The sequence below is a fragment of the Alkaliflexus imshenetskii DSM 15055 genome, from assembly GCF_000517065.1.
Classification (GTDB): Bacteria; Bacteroidota; Bacteroidia; order Bacteroidales; family Marinilabiliaceae; genus Alkaliflexus; species Alkaliflexus imshenetskii.
Genome location: NZ_KI912105.1, coordinates 668,497 through 687,052, shown reverse-complemented (window position 1 = coordinate 687,052; position 18,556 = coordinate 668,497). Strand labels below are relative to the sequence as shown.

Annotated in this window: 18 protein-coding genes; 14 read left to right on the top strand and 4 right to left on the bottom strand. The window is 40.2% G+C overall.

The window, feature by feature from the left end; all coding sequences use genetic code 11:
• Positions 1–167 precede the first annotated feature (167 nt).
• Entirely contained in the window at positions 168–2,372 is a 2,205-nt protein-coding gene (katG, locus tag ALKIM_RS0102965; RefSeq protein ID WP_084555783.1) for a catalase/peroxidase HPI, read from the bottom strand.
• Between the two features lie 488 nt (positions 2,373–2,860).
• Between katG and ALKIM_RS0102960 the strand changes: the two genes are divergently transcribed.
• From ALKIM_RS0102960 to ALKIM_RS0102900, 14 genes are all read left to right on the top strand, one after another.
• Positions 2,861–3,061, top strand: a complete 201-nt coding sequence (locus tag ALKIM_RS0102960) for a hypothetical protein (protein WP_026473351.1) — start codon at positions 2,861–2,863, stop codon at positions 3,059–3,061.
• 269 nt (positions 3,062–3,330) lie between these two features.
• Positions 3,331–3,921: a DUF4142 domain-containing protein gene (locus ALKIM_RS17430; RefSeq protein WP_044117712.1), complete on the top strand. Its 591-nt coding sequence runs from the start codon at positions 3,331–3,333 to the stop codon at positions 3,919–3,921.
• A gap of 162 nt (positions 3,922–4,083) precedes the next feature.
• Positions 4,084–4,542 carry a ferritin-like domain-containing protein gene (locus tag ALKIM_RS0102950; RefSeq protein ID WP_026473350.1) on the top strand — a complete coding sequence of 153 codons (459 nt, stop codon included), beginning with the start codon at positions 4,084–4,086 and terminating at the stop codon, positions 4,540–4,542.
• Between the two features lie 54 nt (positions 4,543–4,596).
• On the top strand, positions 4,597–4,824 hold the full coding sequence (locus tag ALKIM_RS0102945) for a hypothetical protein (RefSeq protein WP_218916656.1): 228 nt from the start codon (positions 4,597–4,599) through the stop codon (positions 4,822–4,824).
• Positions 4,825–4,863: 39 nt separating this feature from the next.
• On the top strand, positions 4,864–5,469 hold the full coding sequence (locus ALKIM_RS0102940) for a YciE/YciF ferroxidase family protein (RefSeq protein WP_026473348.1): 606 nt from the start codon (positions 4,864–4,866) through the stop codon (positions 5,467–5,469).
• Between the two features lie 356 nt (positions 5,470–5,825).
• Positions 5,826–6,416 carry a chemotaxis protein CheB gene (locus ALKIM_RS0102935; protein ID WP_026473347.1) on the top strand — a complete coding sequence of 197 codons (591 nt, stop codon included), beginning with the start codon at positions 5,826–5,828 and terminating at the stop codon, positions 6,414–6,416.
• A 259-nt stretch (positions 6,417–6,675) separates the two neighbouring features.
• Positions 6,676–8,466 carry an SLC13 family permease gene (locus ALKIM_RS0102930; RefSeq protein ID WP_026473346.1) on the top strand — a complete coding sequence of 597 codons (1,791 nt, stop codon included), beginning with the start codon at positions 6,676–6,678 and terminating at the stop codon, positions 8,464–8,466.
• 12 nt (positions 8,467–8,478) lie between these two features.
• Positions 8,479–9,900 carry an MBL fold metallo-hydrolase gene (locus tag ALKIM_RS0102925; protein WP_026473345.1) on the top strand — a complete coding sequence of 474 codons (1,422 nt, stop codon included), beginning with the start codon at positions 8,479–8,481 and terminating at the stop codon, positions 9,898–9,900.
• A 203-nt stretch (positions 9,901–10,103) separates the two neighbouring features.
• On the top strand, positions 10,104–10,637 hold the full coding sequence (locus tag ALKIM_RS0102920) for a YeeE/YedE thiosulfate transporter family protein (RefSeq protein WP_157363739.1): 534 nt from the start codon (positions 10,104–10,106) through the stop codon (positions 10,635–10,637).
• A gap of 17 nt (positions 10,638–10,654) precedes the next feature.
• Positions 10,655–11,248: a YeeE/YedE thiosulfate transporter family protein gene (locus tag ALKIM_RS0102915; RefSeq protein WP_218916655.1), complete on the top strand. Its 594-nt coding sequence runs from the start codon at positions 10,655–10,657 to the stop codon at positions 11,246–11,248.
• Positions 11,249–11,322: 74 nt separating this feature from the next.
• Positions 11,323–11,454 carry a hypothetical protein gene (locus ALKIM_RS20320; protein ID WP_262480530.1) on the top strand — a complete coding sequence of 44 codons (132 nt, stop codon included), beginning with the start codon at positions 11,323–11,325 and terminating at the stop codon, positions 11,452–11,454.
• An 807-nt stretch (positions 11,455–12,261) separates the two neighbouring features.
• Entirely contained in the window at positions 12,262–13,416 is a 1,155-nt protein-coding gene (locus ALKIM_RS0102910) for a baeRF3 domain-containing protein (protein ID WP_044117711.1), read from the top strand.
• A gap of 13 nt (positions 13,417–13,429) precedes the next feature.
• Entirely contained in the window at positions 13,430–13,744 is a 315-nt protein-coding gene (locus ALKIM_RS0102905; protein WP_026473341.1) for an HPF/RaiA family ribosome-associated protein, read from the top strand.
• 1 nt (position 13,745) lies between these two features.
• A complete protein-coding gene (locus tag ALKIM_RS0102900) occupies positions 13,746–14,585 on the top strand; it encodes an alpha/beta fold hydrolase (RefSeq protein ID WP_044117710.1) in 840 nt (279 codons plus the stop codon).
• Positions 14,586–14,870: 285 nt separating this feature from the next.
• On the opposite strand, the gene rlmN is transcribed toward ALKIM_RS0102900, so the two are convergent.
• The 3 genes from rlmN to ALKIM_RS0102885 form a co-directional block, all read right to left on the bottom strand.
• Entirely contained in the window at positions 14,871–15,929 is a 1,059-nt protein-coding gene (gene rlmN / locus ALKIM_RS0102895; RefSeq protein ID WP_026473339.1) for a 23S rRNA (adenine(2503)-C(2))-methyltransferase RlmN, read from the bottom strand.
• Between the two features lie 228 nt (positions 15,930–16,157).
• Entirely contained in the window at positions 16,158–16,829 is a 672-nt protein-coding gene (locus ALKIM_RS0102890; protein WP_044117709.1) for an FAD-binding oxidoreductase, read from the bottom strand.
• A 13-nt stretch (positions 16,830–16,842) separates the two neighbouring features.
• On the bottom strand, positions 16,843–18,345 hold the full coding sequence (locus tag ALKIM_RS0102885; RefSeq protein ID WP_026473337.1) for a glycoside hydrolase family 10 protein: 1,503 nt from the start codon (positions 18,343–18,345) through the stop codon (positions 16,843–16,845).
• Positions 18,346–18,556: the final 211 nt, after the last annotated feature.

Sequence of the window (18,556 nt, the reverse complement as noted above, 5' to 3'; positions counted from 1 at the left end):
TGTTTGTTATGTGTTGGTTTTCTATGGCAGATGGCATGGCATGATTAGCTTTGTACGAAACAAGATTTTTGCTGGTTTATTATATTACACACCTAAAAGATGAGGCTGCCTGATGAAAATCGGGCAGCCTCTGCAATTTAGTCTTGGCCTGGTTAATACCTCAGAACCTATTCAAGATCAAAACGGTCAAGGTTCATCACCTTGTTCCATGCCGATACAAAGTCTTTAACAAATTTTTCATGTGCATCGGCACTACCGTAAACTTCGGCCAGCGCACGAAGTTCTGAGTTGGAACCAAAGATTAGATCCACGCGTGTGCCTGTCCATTTTGTTTTTCCGGTTTTTCTGTCGCGACTTTCAAATAATTCATTGTCTTCTGAAACGGGCATCCACGCAATTCCCATATCCAGCAGGTTTACAAAGAAATCATTGGTCAGCACACCTGGCTTATCGGTGAATACGCCATGATTGGATTGATCCCAGTTGGTGTTGAGCGCTCGCATACCGCCTATGAGTACCGTCATCTCAGGCGGCGTGAGGGTGAGTAGCTGCGCTTTATCAATCAATAATTCTTCTGTACGGATGGTGTATTTCCTCTTCAGATAATTTCTAAATCCGTCTGCTACCGGCTCCAAAACTTTGAACGATTCCACATCGGTCTGCTCAGTCAGCGCATCCATACGTCCCGCAACAAAGGGTACTTTGATAACAACACCTGCATCTTTGGCAGCTTTTTCAACTGCTGCACAACCAGCCAGCACAATCATGTCGGCCAAAGAGATTTTTTTACCACCGCTTTGTGCATTGTTGAAATCGTTCTGTATGGCCTCAAGTTTTTCGAGTACTTTGGTTAACTGCGAAGGGTTGTTAACTTCCCAATCCTTTTGTGGTGCTAGACGTATACGGGCTCCATTGGAACCTCCACGCATATCTGATCCACGGAAGGTGGATGCAGATGCCCACGCTGTGGATACCAGAGCTGAAACTGTTAAACCTGATTTTACTATTTTCTCTTTTAGCCCTGCTATATCTTTTTCATCTACCAAAGGATGGTTCACTTCTGGAATGGGGTCTTGCCATATCAAATCTTCGGCTGGAACTTCAGACCCAAGATAGCGCGATTTTGGTCCCATATCACGGTGGGTAAGCTTAAACCACGCGCGTGCAAATGCGTCGGCAAACTCCAGCGGATTTTCCCAGAAGCGTCTGGATATTTTCTCGTATGCCGGATCAAAGCGTAACGACAAGTCGGTAGTCAACATTGTGGGCGGATGCATTTTGGCGGGGTCGTGTGCATCAGGAACCACGTTTCCTGCATTTTTGGCTACCCATTGATGGGCGCCGGCCGGACTTTTCGTAAGTTCCCAGTCATACTTAAACAGATTGTCGAAGAAGTAGTAGCTCCATTTAGCCGGGGTTTGGGTCCATGTTACTTCCAGGCCGCTGGTGATGGTGTCGCCGGCATTCCCTTTTCCCATAGAGTTTTTCCATCCCAAACCTTGCTCTTCAAGGCCGGCAGCTTCGGGCTCTGAACCAAGATGTACGGCATCGCCTGCTCCGTGGGTCTTTCCAAATGTGTGGCCACCTGCAATCAAGGCTACAGTTTCTTCATCGTCCATGGCCATGCGGGCAAATGTGTTGCGGATGTCTTTTGCGGCAGCCACCGGATCCGGTACGCCATTGGGACCTTCAGGGTTTACATATATCAATCCCATTTGTATGGCTGCTAATGGATTGTCTGATTGTGATAAATCCAGATCACGTTGATCGTTGTCGAGCCAATGCGTTTCAGAACCCCAATATACGTCCTCTTCAGGTTCCCATACATCTGCCCGTCCACCGGCAAAACCAAAGGTCTTAAAGCCCATCGATTCCAGCGCCACGTTACCTGCTAAAATCATCAGGTCGGCCCACGATATTTTACGTCCATATTTTTGTTTGATGGGCCAGAGCAGTCTCCTTGCTTTATCCAGATTCACGTTGTCGGGCCAGCTGTTGAGTGGTGCAAAGCGCTGTTGTCCGGTTCCGCCACCACCCCGACCATCGCCGGTTCGGTATGTGCCGGCGCTATGCCATGCCATCCGGATAAACAGTGGGCCATAGTGCCCAAAATCGGCTGGCCACCAATCCTGAGAATTGGTCATTAATTGTTGTAGGTCTTTTTTTAATGCCTTTAAGTCAAGCGACTTAAATTCTTTAGCATAGTCGAAGTTTTCACCCATTGGATCCGACTTGCACGAATGTTGGCGAAGCGTATTAAGCTTTAGTTGATTGGGCCACCAGTCACGGTTTTTTGTGCCTGAAGCACCTACATTATGTTTGCCTGTCATGCCTGTTACCGGGCATTTACCTGTTCCCTTAGATTTTTCCATTTATCTAAAATTTAGAATTTGATACAAAATACAAAAAAACACTGGAATTATCGAATGAAATAGTCTGCATGGCGAAATGGCTGGTTTTGATTGATGCCAAGTTCTCATTCAACCGATGTATTATCGTTCGTGATATCTCCTGTTTTTAATATAAAACCCTATCAATTTAGATAAATCTTACCTCATTGTCAATAATTTGCCAATTTGTATGTGCTGTTTCAAGGCATAGATTATAAATTGTTTGGCGTTTGATCATCTTTTTAGTGGCTCTTTGGCATTTATGTAACATAGAAAATTCTGTTATCTCTAAATATTCATAATCTTCTCTTTCCAATCTTAAATGTTATCATAATAAGTAATTTTTGATAATTCATTGCAAATGTGTGAATTATGAAAACATTCTAACACATAGTATAACACCTTTCAGATTTAATCAAATTACTTTTGTAATGCTACTTTATATATAATAACGTTCAATTACACTTGATATGCCAAACTCAGAAAAGCATCCGGCGAAGAAAACCACATCAAAAATTGATGGTCTTCTGGTAAATACAGAGAATGGTGCAGCTGAATTACTAACGACTAATCAAAGGTTAATTACCGATGGTAACGTTGATAAATTTATTGGTTGTATTGCCAAACATCGCTTTTGGAGTCGTGAAGAAATCAAAATCGTAGAAGCTTAATCTAATAAACCCTATTTCTCTATGTTCAGAATTTTGGTAGCGATTTAACCCATATCACAATGAATACAAACAAAGTGATGAATTGATGTTGCGTAATTATTTAAAAACGTGTTTGTTATAGGATGTTATTGGCAGAAGATTACAAAATACACATAGCCCGTTCGGGCGACTCTATATAACGTTAGCCTATTCTTATTATTAACACTAAAATAGAAAGACAAAAACTGTTTATCTGTTTTTTTTTCAACCAACAATTAAATTAAACCAAGATGAAAAAGATTAGAAATTTTAATTTATTAATCCTTCTCGTGACCTTTTTAGGCACAACTTTACTATCTGCCTCATGCACTAATAGTCAGAAACCGAAGGATACCAGAGATGTTGCCCAGAAACACAATGAAGAAAAATTTGACAGCAAAAAGCAGGAAAGAGATGCACAATTTATTGTGAACGCTGCTGAAATTAACATGGCTCAAATTCAATTGGGTCAATTAGCACAGCAAAGAGGCCAATCAACCCATGTTAAAGAATTGGGGAAAAATCTTGAAGATGCTTACACCATGTCGCTAAAGAATTTAACGACTCTTGCTGATAGTAAAAGGATAACGATTCCCACAGCAACAACCAATAAAGTAAGGAATGCCTATAATGATTTAAATAACAAATCAGGAAATGATTTTGATAAAGCATATGCCGATATGATGGTAAATAAGCACAAAGATGCAATTGCCATCTTCGAGAAAGCAACCACAGATCGTTATGATCGTGATATTAATAATTGGGCAATAGCAACACTATCTGATTTGCGCACAAATCTCAATCAATCCATAGATTGTCAGACGAAATGTACAAAGAAGTAGTTCAGTTTTTTACACGAGGTTATGCCCGCCCGGCAAATGCGCTGCAGTGTAGGGCAGCAATTTTAATGTCATTCTGATTGCTTGAGCATCAGGTTTTAAAATTCTGCCCTTTATTTTATAAAATGCAAATGAATAGTATAATAGAGTTTAATTGAAACGAATATGAAAAATGTAAAAGCAGTGGATGTGTTAAACACACTTATCACTATTAATAACGATAGAATAGAGGGTTATGAAACGGCCTCTAAAGAAACCGATGAAACTGATTTAAAAACTTTGTTCTCACAGTTTATTGAAACCAGTAGACGATGCAAACAAGAGTTGGTTAAGGAGGTAAATACACTTGGTGGGGAGGTCGCCACAGGTACAAAGGTTTCAGGAAAATTTTTTCGTGCGTGGATGGATGTAAAGTCAGCACTCACAGGTAAAGACCGTAAAACAATTCTCAGTTCTTGCGAATATGGAGAAGAGCAGGCCAGAGATACTTATGAAAAGGTGTTGGAGAATGATTCAGAGTATTTAAGTTCAAAACAACAAACCATGATAATTCAGCAAAAGTCAATGCTAATTGTTGACCAAAACCATTTAAAGGCTTTGAAAAATTCATTGGTTAAAGGGTAGGTCATTCTTTCATTTTAGTTGTACATAAATATGATACTTCAACTAGATCCTTCGATGTTAGTAGAAACCCCTTTGGGTGCAGGGCAAGCACTCTTTGTAATCGATTATGGGATGCATCAAAATACATGTTGGGTTATTGCACTTGTAAAAGACGGTGTCATCAAACACTTTGATTGCAATGATGTAATTCTATCTGCAAACCACACGTATGGATTAAATCTTATGAGAAACAAAGAACCGCGTGATAATGATATGTCTAAAATGACGAGCAAAGAAAAATAATTGTGTAAAGAATTATCAATCAATTTATAACATGGAATTATGCAAAATCAAAAATCAAATATGATGACTCCTCGCCAAAGCAAAAAACAGTTAGCCGAAAAGCCTGAAAATGGGTTATTGCAAACATCTCAACTGATGAAATTATTTAAAGCTGAGTTAAAAGACATTTACTGGGCAGAAAAGGCATTAACCAAAGTAATTCCCAAAATGATTAAAAATGCCACATGTCAAGGACTTAATGATGCTTTGACAAGTCATCTTGCTGAAACAACAAATCAGGTTACGAGGCTGGAAAAGGTTTTTGAATATATAGGCAAAGATGCATCTTCAAAAAAATGTGATGCAATGAATGGTTTGATTAAGGAGGCAAAATCAAAAATAAAATCATACAAAAAAGGTGCAATGCGCGATGCAGGAATTATTGCCGCTGTACAAAAAGCTGAGCACTTTGAAATAGCCTCTTATGGTACACTTCGTCAATTTGCAAAAACGCTGGGTGTAACAGAAGCTGTGAAACTTCTTGAAGAAACGCTCAAAGAAGAAAAAGCGGCAGACGCAAAACTATCGGAAGTTGCACAATCAATTAATGTTGAAGCAGCAGAGGTGAAAATAGTATCTGGAGTGTCATCTAGTTCAAATGGGTAACACATATTTCAAAATATTTTGAGATACATTCTGTATGCTGTTACATTTCTTTTATTTAATGTAGCTGTTTGGGATATAGAATAATATAGCTTTATCAGAGGTGTTTTTATTCATTTATTTCCTGAATCGCGAGTTGGTCAACTCTGGTGATACTATTTTTCTGAAAGATAGGAGTATCATAATGCCAATAACTATAAGTTTGGTTCACAAACCTCCCTTTTCGGGAGGTTTGTGATGATTTTAAAGTTAGTTAACCAAAATTTACGATAAAGTGGAAGTAAGAACCTTGAACACAACACTGCATAAAACTTGAAGCAAATTAATCCATGTTTTACTATCTATATAATAGACAAATAATGCGAAGAAAAACTGAACGTCTGAAAAAGAACTTTCCAATAGTTTGTGTGGGAGGGGCGGCTGGCGGACTTGATGCCTATATTAAGTTACTCCGGAAAATACCTGATGACTTGGGAGTGGCTATAGTTATTGTTAATCACCTAAGAACATTCGCTAATTTGTTACACGATATTCTTCCGTATTATACAGAGATGCCGGTAGTATTGCTTAAAGATAAACTGGATGTTAAGCCTAACCATGTATTTATAATTCCAGAGAAGAGAGATTTACATGTTGTTGATGAAGAGTTTCGTTTAAAGCCAATTTCAGTACCCTGGGGGTGGCCTGATGTGATTACTGCTTTTATGCGCTCACTTACTGATAATTGGGAAGGCATACTAATCACTGTAATTGTATCTGGTTATGATGGAGAGGGCGCAGGTGCATTGTGCAATTTGAAAGAGGCTGGTGGTATTACCATAGCACAGAAACCCGAAACTTCCGCTCAACCCGATATGTCTGAAGATGCCATGGCAAATAGCTACATAGATTTAGTTCTTTCTCCAGAGGATATCGCACTTGAAATAAAGAGAATTGCGCTTGTTGTTTGATGTGAGGTGTGAGATTCGAAGTTTGGGTCTATACAGAAAACTGTGTTAGAATACAAATTTGTTGAAAACCTTCGGTTTTAAATCAATTTTATGATAGGTTGAGAGACGCCAGACTTTCGTCTGAGATAGACAAAAAAGATGGGATTTTTATAGTGGATGCAAAATCCAGATTTCCGGATTATAGATTCAGATGGGGGACACCAGTATAGCAGGAAGGAAATGTAAAACTACTTCGAAAGTTAAGACTCAGCTAAAAACAATGAACACAGATATTATTACAGTTTTGTTGATTCTGAGCGCAACAGCGATTTTACTTATACTTGATGTGCTTCGCATTGACATTGTTGCCATTGGCTGTATGCTGGCACTTGGCTGGACAGGCATCTTAAATCCGCAAGAGAGTTTTTCGGGGTTCTCCAGCAATGCTGTAATCGCCATGCTGAGTGTGATGATACTAGGACGCGGCATTGCCCGTACGGGAATAATGGATGAGTTTTCAAAATTTATTATCAAGAAGGCTGGCACGCGTAAACGAAATTTAATTGGATTACTCTCAATTTCAGTAGGTTTGTTATCTGGTATAATTCAAAACATTGGCGCTGCTGCTCTCTTTCTGCCTGGCATAATGCAGGTTTCACGAAGTACAAAGATTCACGCATCATCACTTATTATGCCCATAGGTTTTGCTGCCATTTTAGGTGGAACACTTACAATGGTCGCCTCGGGTAATCTCATTCTGGTAAACGACCTGTTAAGAAATGCCGGGCATGAAGCTTACAATCTCTTTAGCGTAACCCCTGTTGGCATTGTTCTTTTGTTGTCGGGTATAGGCTATTTTTTGCTGTTTGGAAATAAAATTCTACCCCAAAAAAAAGTTGGTGAAACAGGTAAAACAGACCAGGAAAAACTTGTGGAGAAGCTTAATTTACCTCACAACATCAAATTTTTAAAAATCACAGGTGAAAGTTTACTAGCCGGAAAAACCACAGAAGACGCTGGTTTGTGGAAAACTTACCATGTTAATTTATTAGGCATTGCAAAAGAGAATAATGTAGTTTATGCCCCTTGGCGTGAAACTAAATTTGAACATGGACAAACTCTTGCTCTTTTGGGTTCTGCTGAAACGATAGATCAGTTTTCAAGAGACTTTCGACTTGATGACCATTCAGATACACGCTATTTTTCTGATGATTTTAACCCCAAATTTAGCGGTTTTGCAGAGCTAATTATCCCACCGGGTTCAAAACTAATTGGGAAATGTTTAAGAGAATACTCAATTAGAAAGCGCTACGCTGTTGAGCCGATAATACTTTTTAATAAGGGAGAAAGAGTAGATGGCGATTTTTCTGATGTGGAAGTTAGCCCAGGTGACACACTGATTGTTTATGGCAGATGGGTCAAAATACGAGATTTAAAAGAAAACTCTGATTTTGTTGCACTCACAAGTTTTGAAGTGAATAAAAACGACAAATCGAAAACATGGCCGGCAATTGGCTGTTTTGTATTTGCCATTACCCTTGCCATGGCAGGCTTTTCCATCTCCTTAGCTTTTCTTACGGGAGCACTTTGCTTGGTTCTTACCCGGGTCTTAAGTATAGGAGAAGCCTATGAATCCATCGAATGGAAAGTGGTTTTTCTACTAGCCGGATTGATTCCATTAGGTATAGCCATGCAAAAAACCGGAGCTGCCATGTTCCTAGCCGAATCCATTATGAATGTAGTTGTGGATGTACACCCTGTATTTATCGTACTGATGGTTGGGGTGTTATCAACCGTTTTTTCACTTTTCATGTCCAATGTGGGAGCAATTGTAGTACTGGCTCCACTGGTAATGGGCATGGCAGTTATTGCCGAAATGGATCCACGGCCACTTGTACTTTTGGCAGCTGTTTGCGCCGGGAACTCCTTTATTCTGCCTACACACCAGGTTAATGCCTTCCTAATGTCGTCTGGCGGATATCGTACTTCTGACTATATAAAGGCTGGGAGTGGAATATCAATTCTTTTTCTGACAATTACAGTTTTACTATTCTATTTTTTCATCATTTAATAACCCATTGCAATGCTGATAAAACATTACTTCATCAATAAAATTGCCCACAGTTCATACATTTTGGCCGGTTCGGATGTTTGCGCTGTTATTGATCCACAGCGTGATATCGATATTTATATTGATGAGGCACGTGCGTTGGGCGTCGTCATCACTCATATTCTGCAAACTCACCTTCATGCCGATTTTGTTTCGGGGCATTTGGATCTTGCTGCGAAAACAGGTGCCAAAATCTATTTGGCTAAATCGGCCAATTGCTCCTTCGAACATGTTGCTTTAAGCGAAGGAGATACCATTGATATAGAAGACATTGTTATAAAAGTATTGGAAACTCCTGGACACACGCCCGAGCACTTGAGCTATGTGGTGGTTGATACATCGCGTGGAGATGATCCCGTTAGTGCTTTTGTAGGCGACACCCTGTTTGTAGGTGACGTAGGGCGCCCCGACCTTTTCCCCAACAGAGCAGAAGAACTGGCTGGTAAACTATACCACAGCTTGTTTGATAAGCTTTTAAAGCTCCCCGACTTTTGCGAAGTGCTTCCTGCTCATGGTGCCGGGTCGCTTTGCGGACGTGCAATGGGTGCCAAATGGCGCTCAACCATTGGCTACGAAAAGAAGTATAACACCGCATTACATATTATGGATAAGATTGAGTTCATAAAGTCGCTTACTAAGGATATGCCACCTGCGCCCGACCATTTTAGTCGTAGTACAACCGTTAACTGTAACGGGCCAGTACTTATTTCACAGCTTCCTCGCATGAAAGAGCTCAATGCAGAATCTTTCAAACAAATGATTAATGAAGAAAACGTAGCTATTGTTGATACCCGTAGTTATCTTGCTTTTGGCAGCCAGCATATTCCGGATTCGTGGAGTCTGGACATTAACGGTAACCTTCCTACTTTTGCAGGATGGGTGTTACCCCTTGACAAAAAATTGCTGGTTGTATCCGACAGTTTTAAAGAAGCTAAAGATACCAATGTCTGGCTCCGACGTGTTGGTATAGATCGTATTGTTGGTTATTTGGATGGCGGCATGGCAGACTGGGTTACCAAAGGGTACAAAACCAATCATGTAATTCAAATTTCAGCCGAAGATTTACATGATATGGTTACAGGTACTGATAAATTCGTTTTGCTTGATGTAAGAGCTCCATTAGAGTATGAGGATGCCCACATTGAGGGAGCAATTAATATTCCTGTGGCCGATTTGCGAGAACGACATATAGAACTGAATAAGGAAGATACGATTATTGCAATTTGCAGTTCAGGTAATCGCAGTAGTTTGGGTGTAAGCATTATGAGGCAAAAAGGTTTTAGAAATCTTTACAATGTAGCAGGTGGATTAACTGGATATAGCGCAGCCGGATATGCCAAACAATGTAATGTTTGCCAGGTTCCACATGGGTCAAGGTTTTATTCAAAAATTTAAAATATGAAACGAATATAATTGCGCAGAAAGATAAATTGGCATTGAGACTTCATTGCCAGTGCATTTTCCCTTTCGTAAAGAGGTGAAACTACCTGCTCCTGAAGCGAGTATTTTAAACAAATAAATTGAAGTGTCTTTGTTGCACTCACACTTCAGAGGGCATAATGTATTTAGGTATAATAGCACATTTTAAACAATTGATTATGGAAACAATTGCTTCAGTTGTTACTGATCCTAACTGGTCGCCCTATGTAGCAGGTATAGGCATTGGAATTTTGAGTTGGCTAAGCTTTTTAATATCGGGCAAGCCCATTGCCACTTCTACCACATTTGCCCGTGCAGGAGGAATGATCGAAAACTATATATCAGGAGGAAAGGCAAAGCAAAGACCCTACTATAAAATGATAAAACTCAAGATAGACTGGCAGTGGATGCTTGTTGTAGGAGTGGTATTAGGCTCATTTCTGTCAGCCATTGTTTCTGACGATTTTCAGATTGGTGTTTGGGTACCATCGCTCTGGTCATCGGCTTTTGGCGACAGTGTACTTTTGCGCGTATTTGTTGCAATTATTGGAGGTATCATATTGGGTTTTGGCTCCCGCTTTTCGGGTGGTTGCACCAGTGGGCATGGTATAAGCGGCACATTACAACTTGCTGTATCGAGCTGGGTTTCGGTAATCTTTTTTTTCATTGCAGGAATTACTACTGCCCATATCATTTTTTTCATAATCGCTTAACGCAAACCATTTCAAAAATGAAAACCAAAAATACAGTTTCTGAAACGCTACAAAACAGAATGGATGTGGCAGTAGCAAGTAGAAGTCCCTTATTCTTTGGTTTGGGTATTGGTATTATCTTCGGTTTTTTGCTGCACAAAGGCGGTGCCACAAACTATGATGTGATTGTTGGCCAGTTGCTGCTAACCGATTTTACGGTTGTAAAAATTATGCTTTCTGCAATTGCAACGGGGATGATTGGTGTTTACTTTATGAAATCGCAAGGATGGATAAAGCTTTCGCTCAAGAAAGGTTCTGTAGGTAAGAATGTTATTGGTGCACTGATATTCGGTGTTGGATTTGCCATTCTTGGCTATTGCCCAGGTACGATTGCCGGTGCCATTGGCAATGGTTATTTAGATGCCATAGTTGGCGGACTGGCTGGAATCATTCTGGGAACTTGGTTTTTTGCATTAATGTATCCCGTATTAAAGGACGGCATTTTGAATAAAGGTGATTTCGGCGAGATTACCATACCTGGATTGTTAAAAGTAAACAACTGGGTTGTGATTGTGCCTTTAGTTGCTCTGATAGCTCTGTTACTTTATTGGATTGAGAAAGCAGGCATTTAATATATTAATATGCCCATGGGCAGGAATTTCATGAGCTATTTAGTTCCTCATAACAAAAAATTTAATATAAACAGATGAAACAACTGGCAAGAGTTAATAAAATTTTAGTGTTTATCCTCCTTGTAGTCGTCATACTCTATTGTGATGCTGGATGGCAACAAACTAATGGTTTTAATGTTTTAAATGCTGTAACTCCAATTACCTAAGGATTTAAACCCACTAAAACCACTGATGTATGGGTACATGCTTAATATCTAGACTAACAGAACAGGCTCTCCGATTTTGCAACAGCCCTGTCGCACAAGTTGATTAATTAGGTGTTTGCTAATATTAAGCAAGACCAGAATTATACCGGTTTAGACCAAGAGTAATTCCACGTAAATAGAAGAAGTTAGCTCTTAGGTAAAATCTGTTTGTAATTAATTAATTATTTTGAGAACAATATATAGATGCAACCAACCATGAAAACTGGCACTAAATGGATGCTTACAATGTGGTTGAATCACCAAGTTACATTAAAACAAACTCATTTCCGGGTAATGAGTAACGTACCATATTGAGTTTAATCTAAGTGACATGATTTATTCGTATTAGGCTGATAGATTTTAGCTTTTTAATTGATGACTTGCCAATAGTGTCTTTTTCAATATTGTTTCATTGCCGGAACTGATGTTTTTACGTGCTGTTATGATAAAATGATAATATGTGATTGATGTAAAGATTTTCTTAAATAATATAACGTATTCCCACATTACATTCTCACCTTTATGCTAATAGAAATGCTTTTACCTACGCAGCATTTTGCAGAATCAAATTAAACAGAAATCTCATTAATGCTGACCCTAATAGAATAAGTTTTAAACAGATTAGTTAGCTAAACAGATCCAATTTGGTGAAAGATATATTTTTTCCATGCTCTTATTTATGATTAAGTCGAGTAATGGAAAATGTATAATCTGCAACAATTCATTAGTTCAGAAAGTAAGTTTGTTGAATTAATTAAATGATAAATTATGGAATTACTTACAAAAGATTTGGTTCATGAACTCCTTGCAGCTAATCAGGCACCATGCCTCTCAATATACATGCCTACTCATCGATCGCATCCTGATAATCTTCAGGATATAATTTTATTTAAAAACCTTGTTAGGCAACTAAAAGTATCCTTGTTACAGAAGTATTCATTAGATGTGGTGAAAAAACACCTTGAACCTTTTGAAGCGCTTGCTGAAGACAATATTAAATGGAATCATACTTTTAATGGTCTGGCCGTTTTTGGTGCGCACAATGTGTTTAAAGTTGTTGGTGTTCATCAATCGTTTGAAGAGTTAGCAATTGTGGCCGACAGTTTCCACACAAAACCGCTTCGGCAATATTTGCAATCTCTTGATCATTTTCACGTTTTGGGTTTAACACTTCATGACGTGCAGCTTTTTGAGGGCAATCGTTACGCCCTAACTGAAGTTGAACTTATTGCAGATACTCCAAAAACGATAACTGAGGCACTCGGTAAGGAGTTGACAGATAAGCATTCAACAGTGGCATCTTATGGTGGTACTGGTGGCGAAAGTTCGTCTATGCACCATGGGCATGGTGGAAGAAAGGAGGAATCTGAAAAAGACGCTGAAAGGTTTTTTCGTGTTGTAGCAAATACGATTTACGAACAATACTCTAAGCCCACAGGTTGGCCACTTATACTTGCTGCATTGCCTGAACACCACAACCTTTTTCATAAGTTAAGCAAAAATCCTCTTCTACTCCATAATGGCATTGCAATAAACCCATCATCAGTTTCAGTGGTTAAGTTTGCAAAAATGGCATGGGAAATAATGGAGCCAGAGTATAACTTAAAACTGAGTAATATAGTAGGCCTTTTTATTCAAGCAAGAGTTAATGGCAAAGGAAGTGATGACTATAAGGAAGTTGCTATTGCTGCGGTTGAGGGAAAGGTTCATACACTTATTGTTGAGGCAGACCGAATAATTCCTGTGAGGATTACAAATTTGGTGACTGGAAATACTCAAAAAAGAGATTTGAGTAATCCAAAAGTTGATGATCTGCTCGACGATATGGGAGAGTTGGTGATGAAAATGGGTGGTCAGGTGGTGGTGCTTCCAGCCGATAAGATGCCTTCTGAAACCGGATTGGCAGCAATATTTCGTTATTAAATTACTGAAAGAAATGCAAATACAAATTAACATAGACAAAAACGTAACTGGAAGCGAGGAACTTATTCTCTCTTCTACATCTTTAATATTGGATGAACTAGGCAGATTCAGTCAGCACATAACAAGGGTGGAGGTTCATATCTCAGATGAGAATGGTGTTAAAAATGGCGTTAATGATAAGCGGTGTCTCGTGGAAGCCCGACTTGCAGGCATGAAACCAATCGCTGTGATTGACTCCGCAAACACCCATGAGCAGGCTGTTTTTGGTGCTATTGACAAATTGTTAGCCTCTTTGGAAAAAATAACCGGACGTTTTAAAAATTATTGAAATGGGAAAAGTTCATACAGGTTCCATAAGAGCCGAATATATTGAAGTAGAACCCAACGTTCGTCTTCATATTTCAGATGCAGGTGAAGGCAGGCCTATTGTTTTAATACACGGTTGGCCATTAAGCGACGAGATGTTTGAATACCAGTATAACACTTTAATAAAAAACAACTTCAGAGCTATAGGTATTACCCTGCGTGGTTTCGGCAAATCTGATAAGCCATACGGTAAATATGGTTACGATGTGCATGTTTCTGATATACGGAAGATTTTAACCCAGCTTAAAATAAAGGATGCCGTTATGGGTGGCTTCTCAATGGGCGGTGCAATTGCAATACGTTTTGCAGCAACTGATAAAGACGCTCTTATTTCGAAACTCGCTCTATTTGGTGCTGCCGCACCAATATGGACAAAACGCGATGATTTTCCTTATAACCTTTCCACTAGTGCTGTTGATGATTTAATTGCCTTAAATTATAAAGACCGACCCAAACTGTTGGCCAATGTTGGGAAAATATTTTCTGCCACCGAAACTTCACTCAACGAAGGCATCGCCAATTGGTTAAACGGAATAAATATCAGTTCTTCCTCCTATGCAATGGCTGAGTGTTTGATTGCCTTGCGTGATACTGACCTAAGATCCGACCTTGCCAATATTGAAATTCCAACTTTAATAATGCACGGCAAAAAGGACAAAATCTGCACGTTCGATCTAGCTGTGCAAATGAACAACGCTATTGCTAATTCGTATATTGTTGCTTTTGAAGATAGTGGTCATAGTTTATTCCTTGAAGAAACCCAGAAGTTTAATGCTGAGTTAGTAAAATTTGCGAAGGACTAGATAGATTTTGACCAGTATAGACAAATATTAGTTAATCGGTTAATTATAAGTTAATTATCAAACCTGATTTTAATGTGTTATTTTTCAAAAGCAATGAAACTAAATCCCTGCGGGGTCTAAGACTCATACGGTTTAGAAGAGTCATAGAGAATGCGCAGAGATAAACAATAAGGTGATACTCATTTACGGATAAATTTGAACTATCCAATTCTTTTCGATGGCTGGCCTGTTTGGTAACGGGGTGATGGGTAAGGAGATGTGAAAACGGTATATAAATGCAACACGTTAATAGCTCTCCTCATTCTCTTTTTTCACCAGCTCTTTGGTTGATAAAAGACCGCAAGCGGCATAAATATCCTCTCCTCGTGAACGGCGAATGGTGGTTACAATCCCTTTTTTGCTCAGCTGGTCGCTAAAGTATTGTGTGGTTTCCAGTGTGCTGCCCTTGAGTGGTGAACCCGGTATGGGATGAAACTTGATGAGGTTTATTCGGCAGCGCAGACCGTTCAGAAGTTTTGTGATGCCTTTTACGTGAGCCGGTGTGTCGTTAATGCCACCAAACATAATGTATTCAAATGAGATGCGCCGCTGACGACCAAAATCGTACTCTCGCAGCACGTCCACTACTTGTTCGATGGTGTAAACCTGTTCGATGGGCATCAGTTTTTTTCGCTCTTCGTTAAATGGTGAGTGCATACTTATGGCAAGGTGCGCTTCACTCTCTTCAATAAAACGGCGCAGTGCTGGAATCAAACCGATGGTGGACACATTGATGCGTCGGGGACTCCATGCGTAACCCCAATCGGCAGTGAGTATTTCAAGACTTTTAAGTACTTCGTCCAGATTGTCCAGCGGCTCGCCCATACCCATGTAAACCACATTGCTGAGCAGTGCGCTTTCCGGAATACTGCGTATCTGATTCAAAATTTCACCTGCTGTGAGGTTACTCTGAAAGCCTTGTTTTCCAGTCATGCAAAACAAGCAACCCATCTTGCATCCTACCTGTGACGATACACAGAGTGTTTTTCTATCCTCTTCGGGTATGTAGGCTGCCTCAATAAACAGGTTTGCATGGGCTGGGAAAAGATATTTCTTTGTGCCGTCTTTCGACTCCTGAACCTTGGATGGCAGCGTCACGCCCATTTCAAAGTTTTCGGCAAGCAGGGTTCGCGCTTTTTTCGACAAGTTGGTCATGTCGTCTATTGTTCCTGCCTGTTTTTTGTAAAGCCAGTCAGAAATTTGTCGGGCAGTAAAACCCGGAAGTCCAAATGATTTTACAATGGTCGCGAGTTCTTGAAGCGTCTTTCCGTAAAGAAAATCTTTATTTGAGGATGGTTGTTGCATTTTTGTATGTTTAGCAGTAAGCTTCTTAATTGTATAAAACCAGGTTGTTCTGTTCTTGTGCGATGCCTCTATAATAACTGTCTTGTTTCATTTCAATTTGTGCGCGATACTTTTTAAATTTTGCGGTCATCGGTGAAATGAAGACAGTTTGGTTGTTGTGAAAACTACTTTTTTATGGCATTAAAAAAGTGAACATTGGTTCAAATCCAAATTTCAGGTAGTTGCAATTTAAAAATATATCTCGGCCAATATGTTATCAAACGGGATTCCTTTGTTGATTAAGACATCTCTTACATCCACTACCATTTCCGGATTGCCACAAAGATAATACTTTCTATCGGGGAGGAGCGTGTCAGAATTTTTCAGATAGTTTGTCAGTCTACCTGAAATGACATCATTTGCTGTTTCTGCCGTGCAAAACCGAAGGTATCTGCTTCCCATTGATGCTATAAATTTTTCTGCCAAATAGAATTGCCTGAGTTCACGGGCACCATGCAAAAGTGTTTTATTGCTGCTTATACCAGATTCCATCATCGAAATGAAAGGTGCGATGCCGGTTCCGGTGGCAATCCAGTATCCGGGTTCGCCCAAATCAATGAATTTGCCAAATGGTTCAGATATATATATAAGGTCGCCGGGCTTTGTTTTTGACAGCGAAGGGGTCAGCGCACCATCCGGTTTTACATCAAATAAAATGCTGAAATATGGGCTGTTGATGCCTGAAGCGATGCTATAAAGGCGAGGTTCATCGTCGGGACTCATCGCCACAGCTATAACCTGTCCGGGGATAAAATTCCAGCTGCGCTCTATGTCAACAATGAAGATGCCTTTTTCAATCTCTTTGTTTGAGAGGATTTTAACAGGGTGCAGATCTTTCTTTTTGCGATTGGTGATTGACATTATTTAAATCAGATTAAAACCTAATACGGATGGTTTCGCTGCGGGGACTCATGTTGTTAAGTCGATCCAAAGCAACCACCTGTACGTTATACCTAGTTCTTTTGCCTGCTGAGAGTGTCTCGGTTCTGATAAATGGGTTACCGGTGATAATCCATTGCTCCTTTCCACCTTTTACAGGCTTGAAAAAAACAATGTATCTGGGAGATTGGTTCATTTGATGAGTCGCTTCTGTCATTTGCCAGGTTATCACTCGCTTGCGGTGGTCGATGTTTTTCACTGTATTGGGAGTGGTTTTGGTAAGCCAAGGCATGGCCGGTGTAAGCGCAGGGTTTCGGTAGAGGTCTTGCGATAAGTTTTTATTAAGGCCGTTGTTGTCTCTCTCAAAATGTCGGTGACTAAAATAGACGCTGCCCAGGGTGTTTCTTAATTTGCGCGTGATGTTAATCTGCTCTTTCATTTCATTGGGATTGTCCCAATGGGCTTGAGGGCCATTTATTTTATAGATGCCATGACCAATGTAAAGGTGCCGCTCTTTTATGGCATCATTCCACCAGCGGGCTAGTTTGGTGTAATTTGCTGCCTCGTCTTTGGTCGACCAATAAATTTGCGGTACCAGATAATCTACCCAACCTTTTTCGTACCATTTTAGCACATCGGCATAAAGATGGTCGTAACAGGTAACGCCTGCCCTGGAGTCACTGCCTCTTGGGTCGTCGGCGCCATTACGCCATACGCCAAACGGACTGACGCCAAATTTCACCCATGGTTTTATTTCTTTGATGGTTTCATAGGTCTCTTTTATAAAGATGTTGATGTTTTCGCGCCGCCAATCATCAATGCCAATATTTTCGTTTACCTTTTTGCTCCGGATAAAAGTGAGTGAATCATCAAATATTTCGCCACGCACGGGATAAGGGTAAAAGTAGTCGTCCATGTGCAGACCGTCGATGTCATAGCGCGATACCAGATCAGCAATTACCAATTTGATGTGGTTTCTTACCTCAGGCAGTCCCGGATTGTAATAGAGGCGGTTGGCGTAGTTTATGGTCCAGTGCGGGTTAAGCGCAGCAGGATGCGAACTGTGCAGCGGTTCATCGCTTCGCATGGCAGCTCTGAAAGGGTTTATCCAGGCATGAAGTTCCATGCCGCGTTTGTGGGCTTCCTCAATCCAGAATTTGAGAGGGTCAAAGGTGCCATCAGGCGAAACGCCCTGAACACCCGAAAGGTATTTAGTCCAGGGCTCCAGCGCCGATGGGTAGATGGCATCACTCGCAGGCCTCACCTGCAGAACAATGGCATTCATTCCAAGTTGCTGATGCAGGTCGAGGATTTTTACAGTCTCCTCTTTTAATGCTTTTGCGTCTAAACCCTGCCTGGAGGGCCAGTCAATGTTGGTTACTGTAGCCACCCAAACGCCGCGAAATTCGAACACCGGATTGGCGAGGGTAATATTTATCGCAGTAAAAAAGCAGGAGAGTATAAGAAGGGAGGTTCTGAAAAATGATTTTCTGAGCATTGACGTGGTTTTGAAATTGCGCTGCCAATATAGTTGTTTTCAAGTGAATATTTGAAGAGAGCACAAACAAAAAGTAACCGGTTTAGCGCTTCTTCAGGCTACGTTGTTTTTAACGGCAGTTGTTCTGTTAAAAAATGTAAACCTTTTTTTCGTTGCTTCGTTAAAAAGATAGAGTTGAATGCTGTTCACTTCCATAATTTTTTGCGATTTT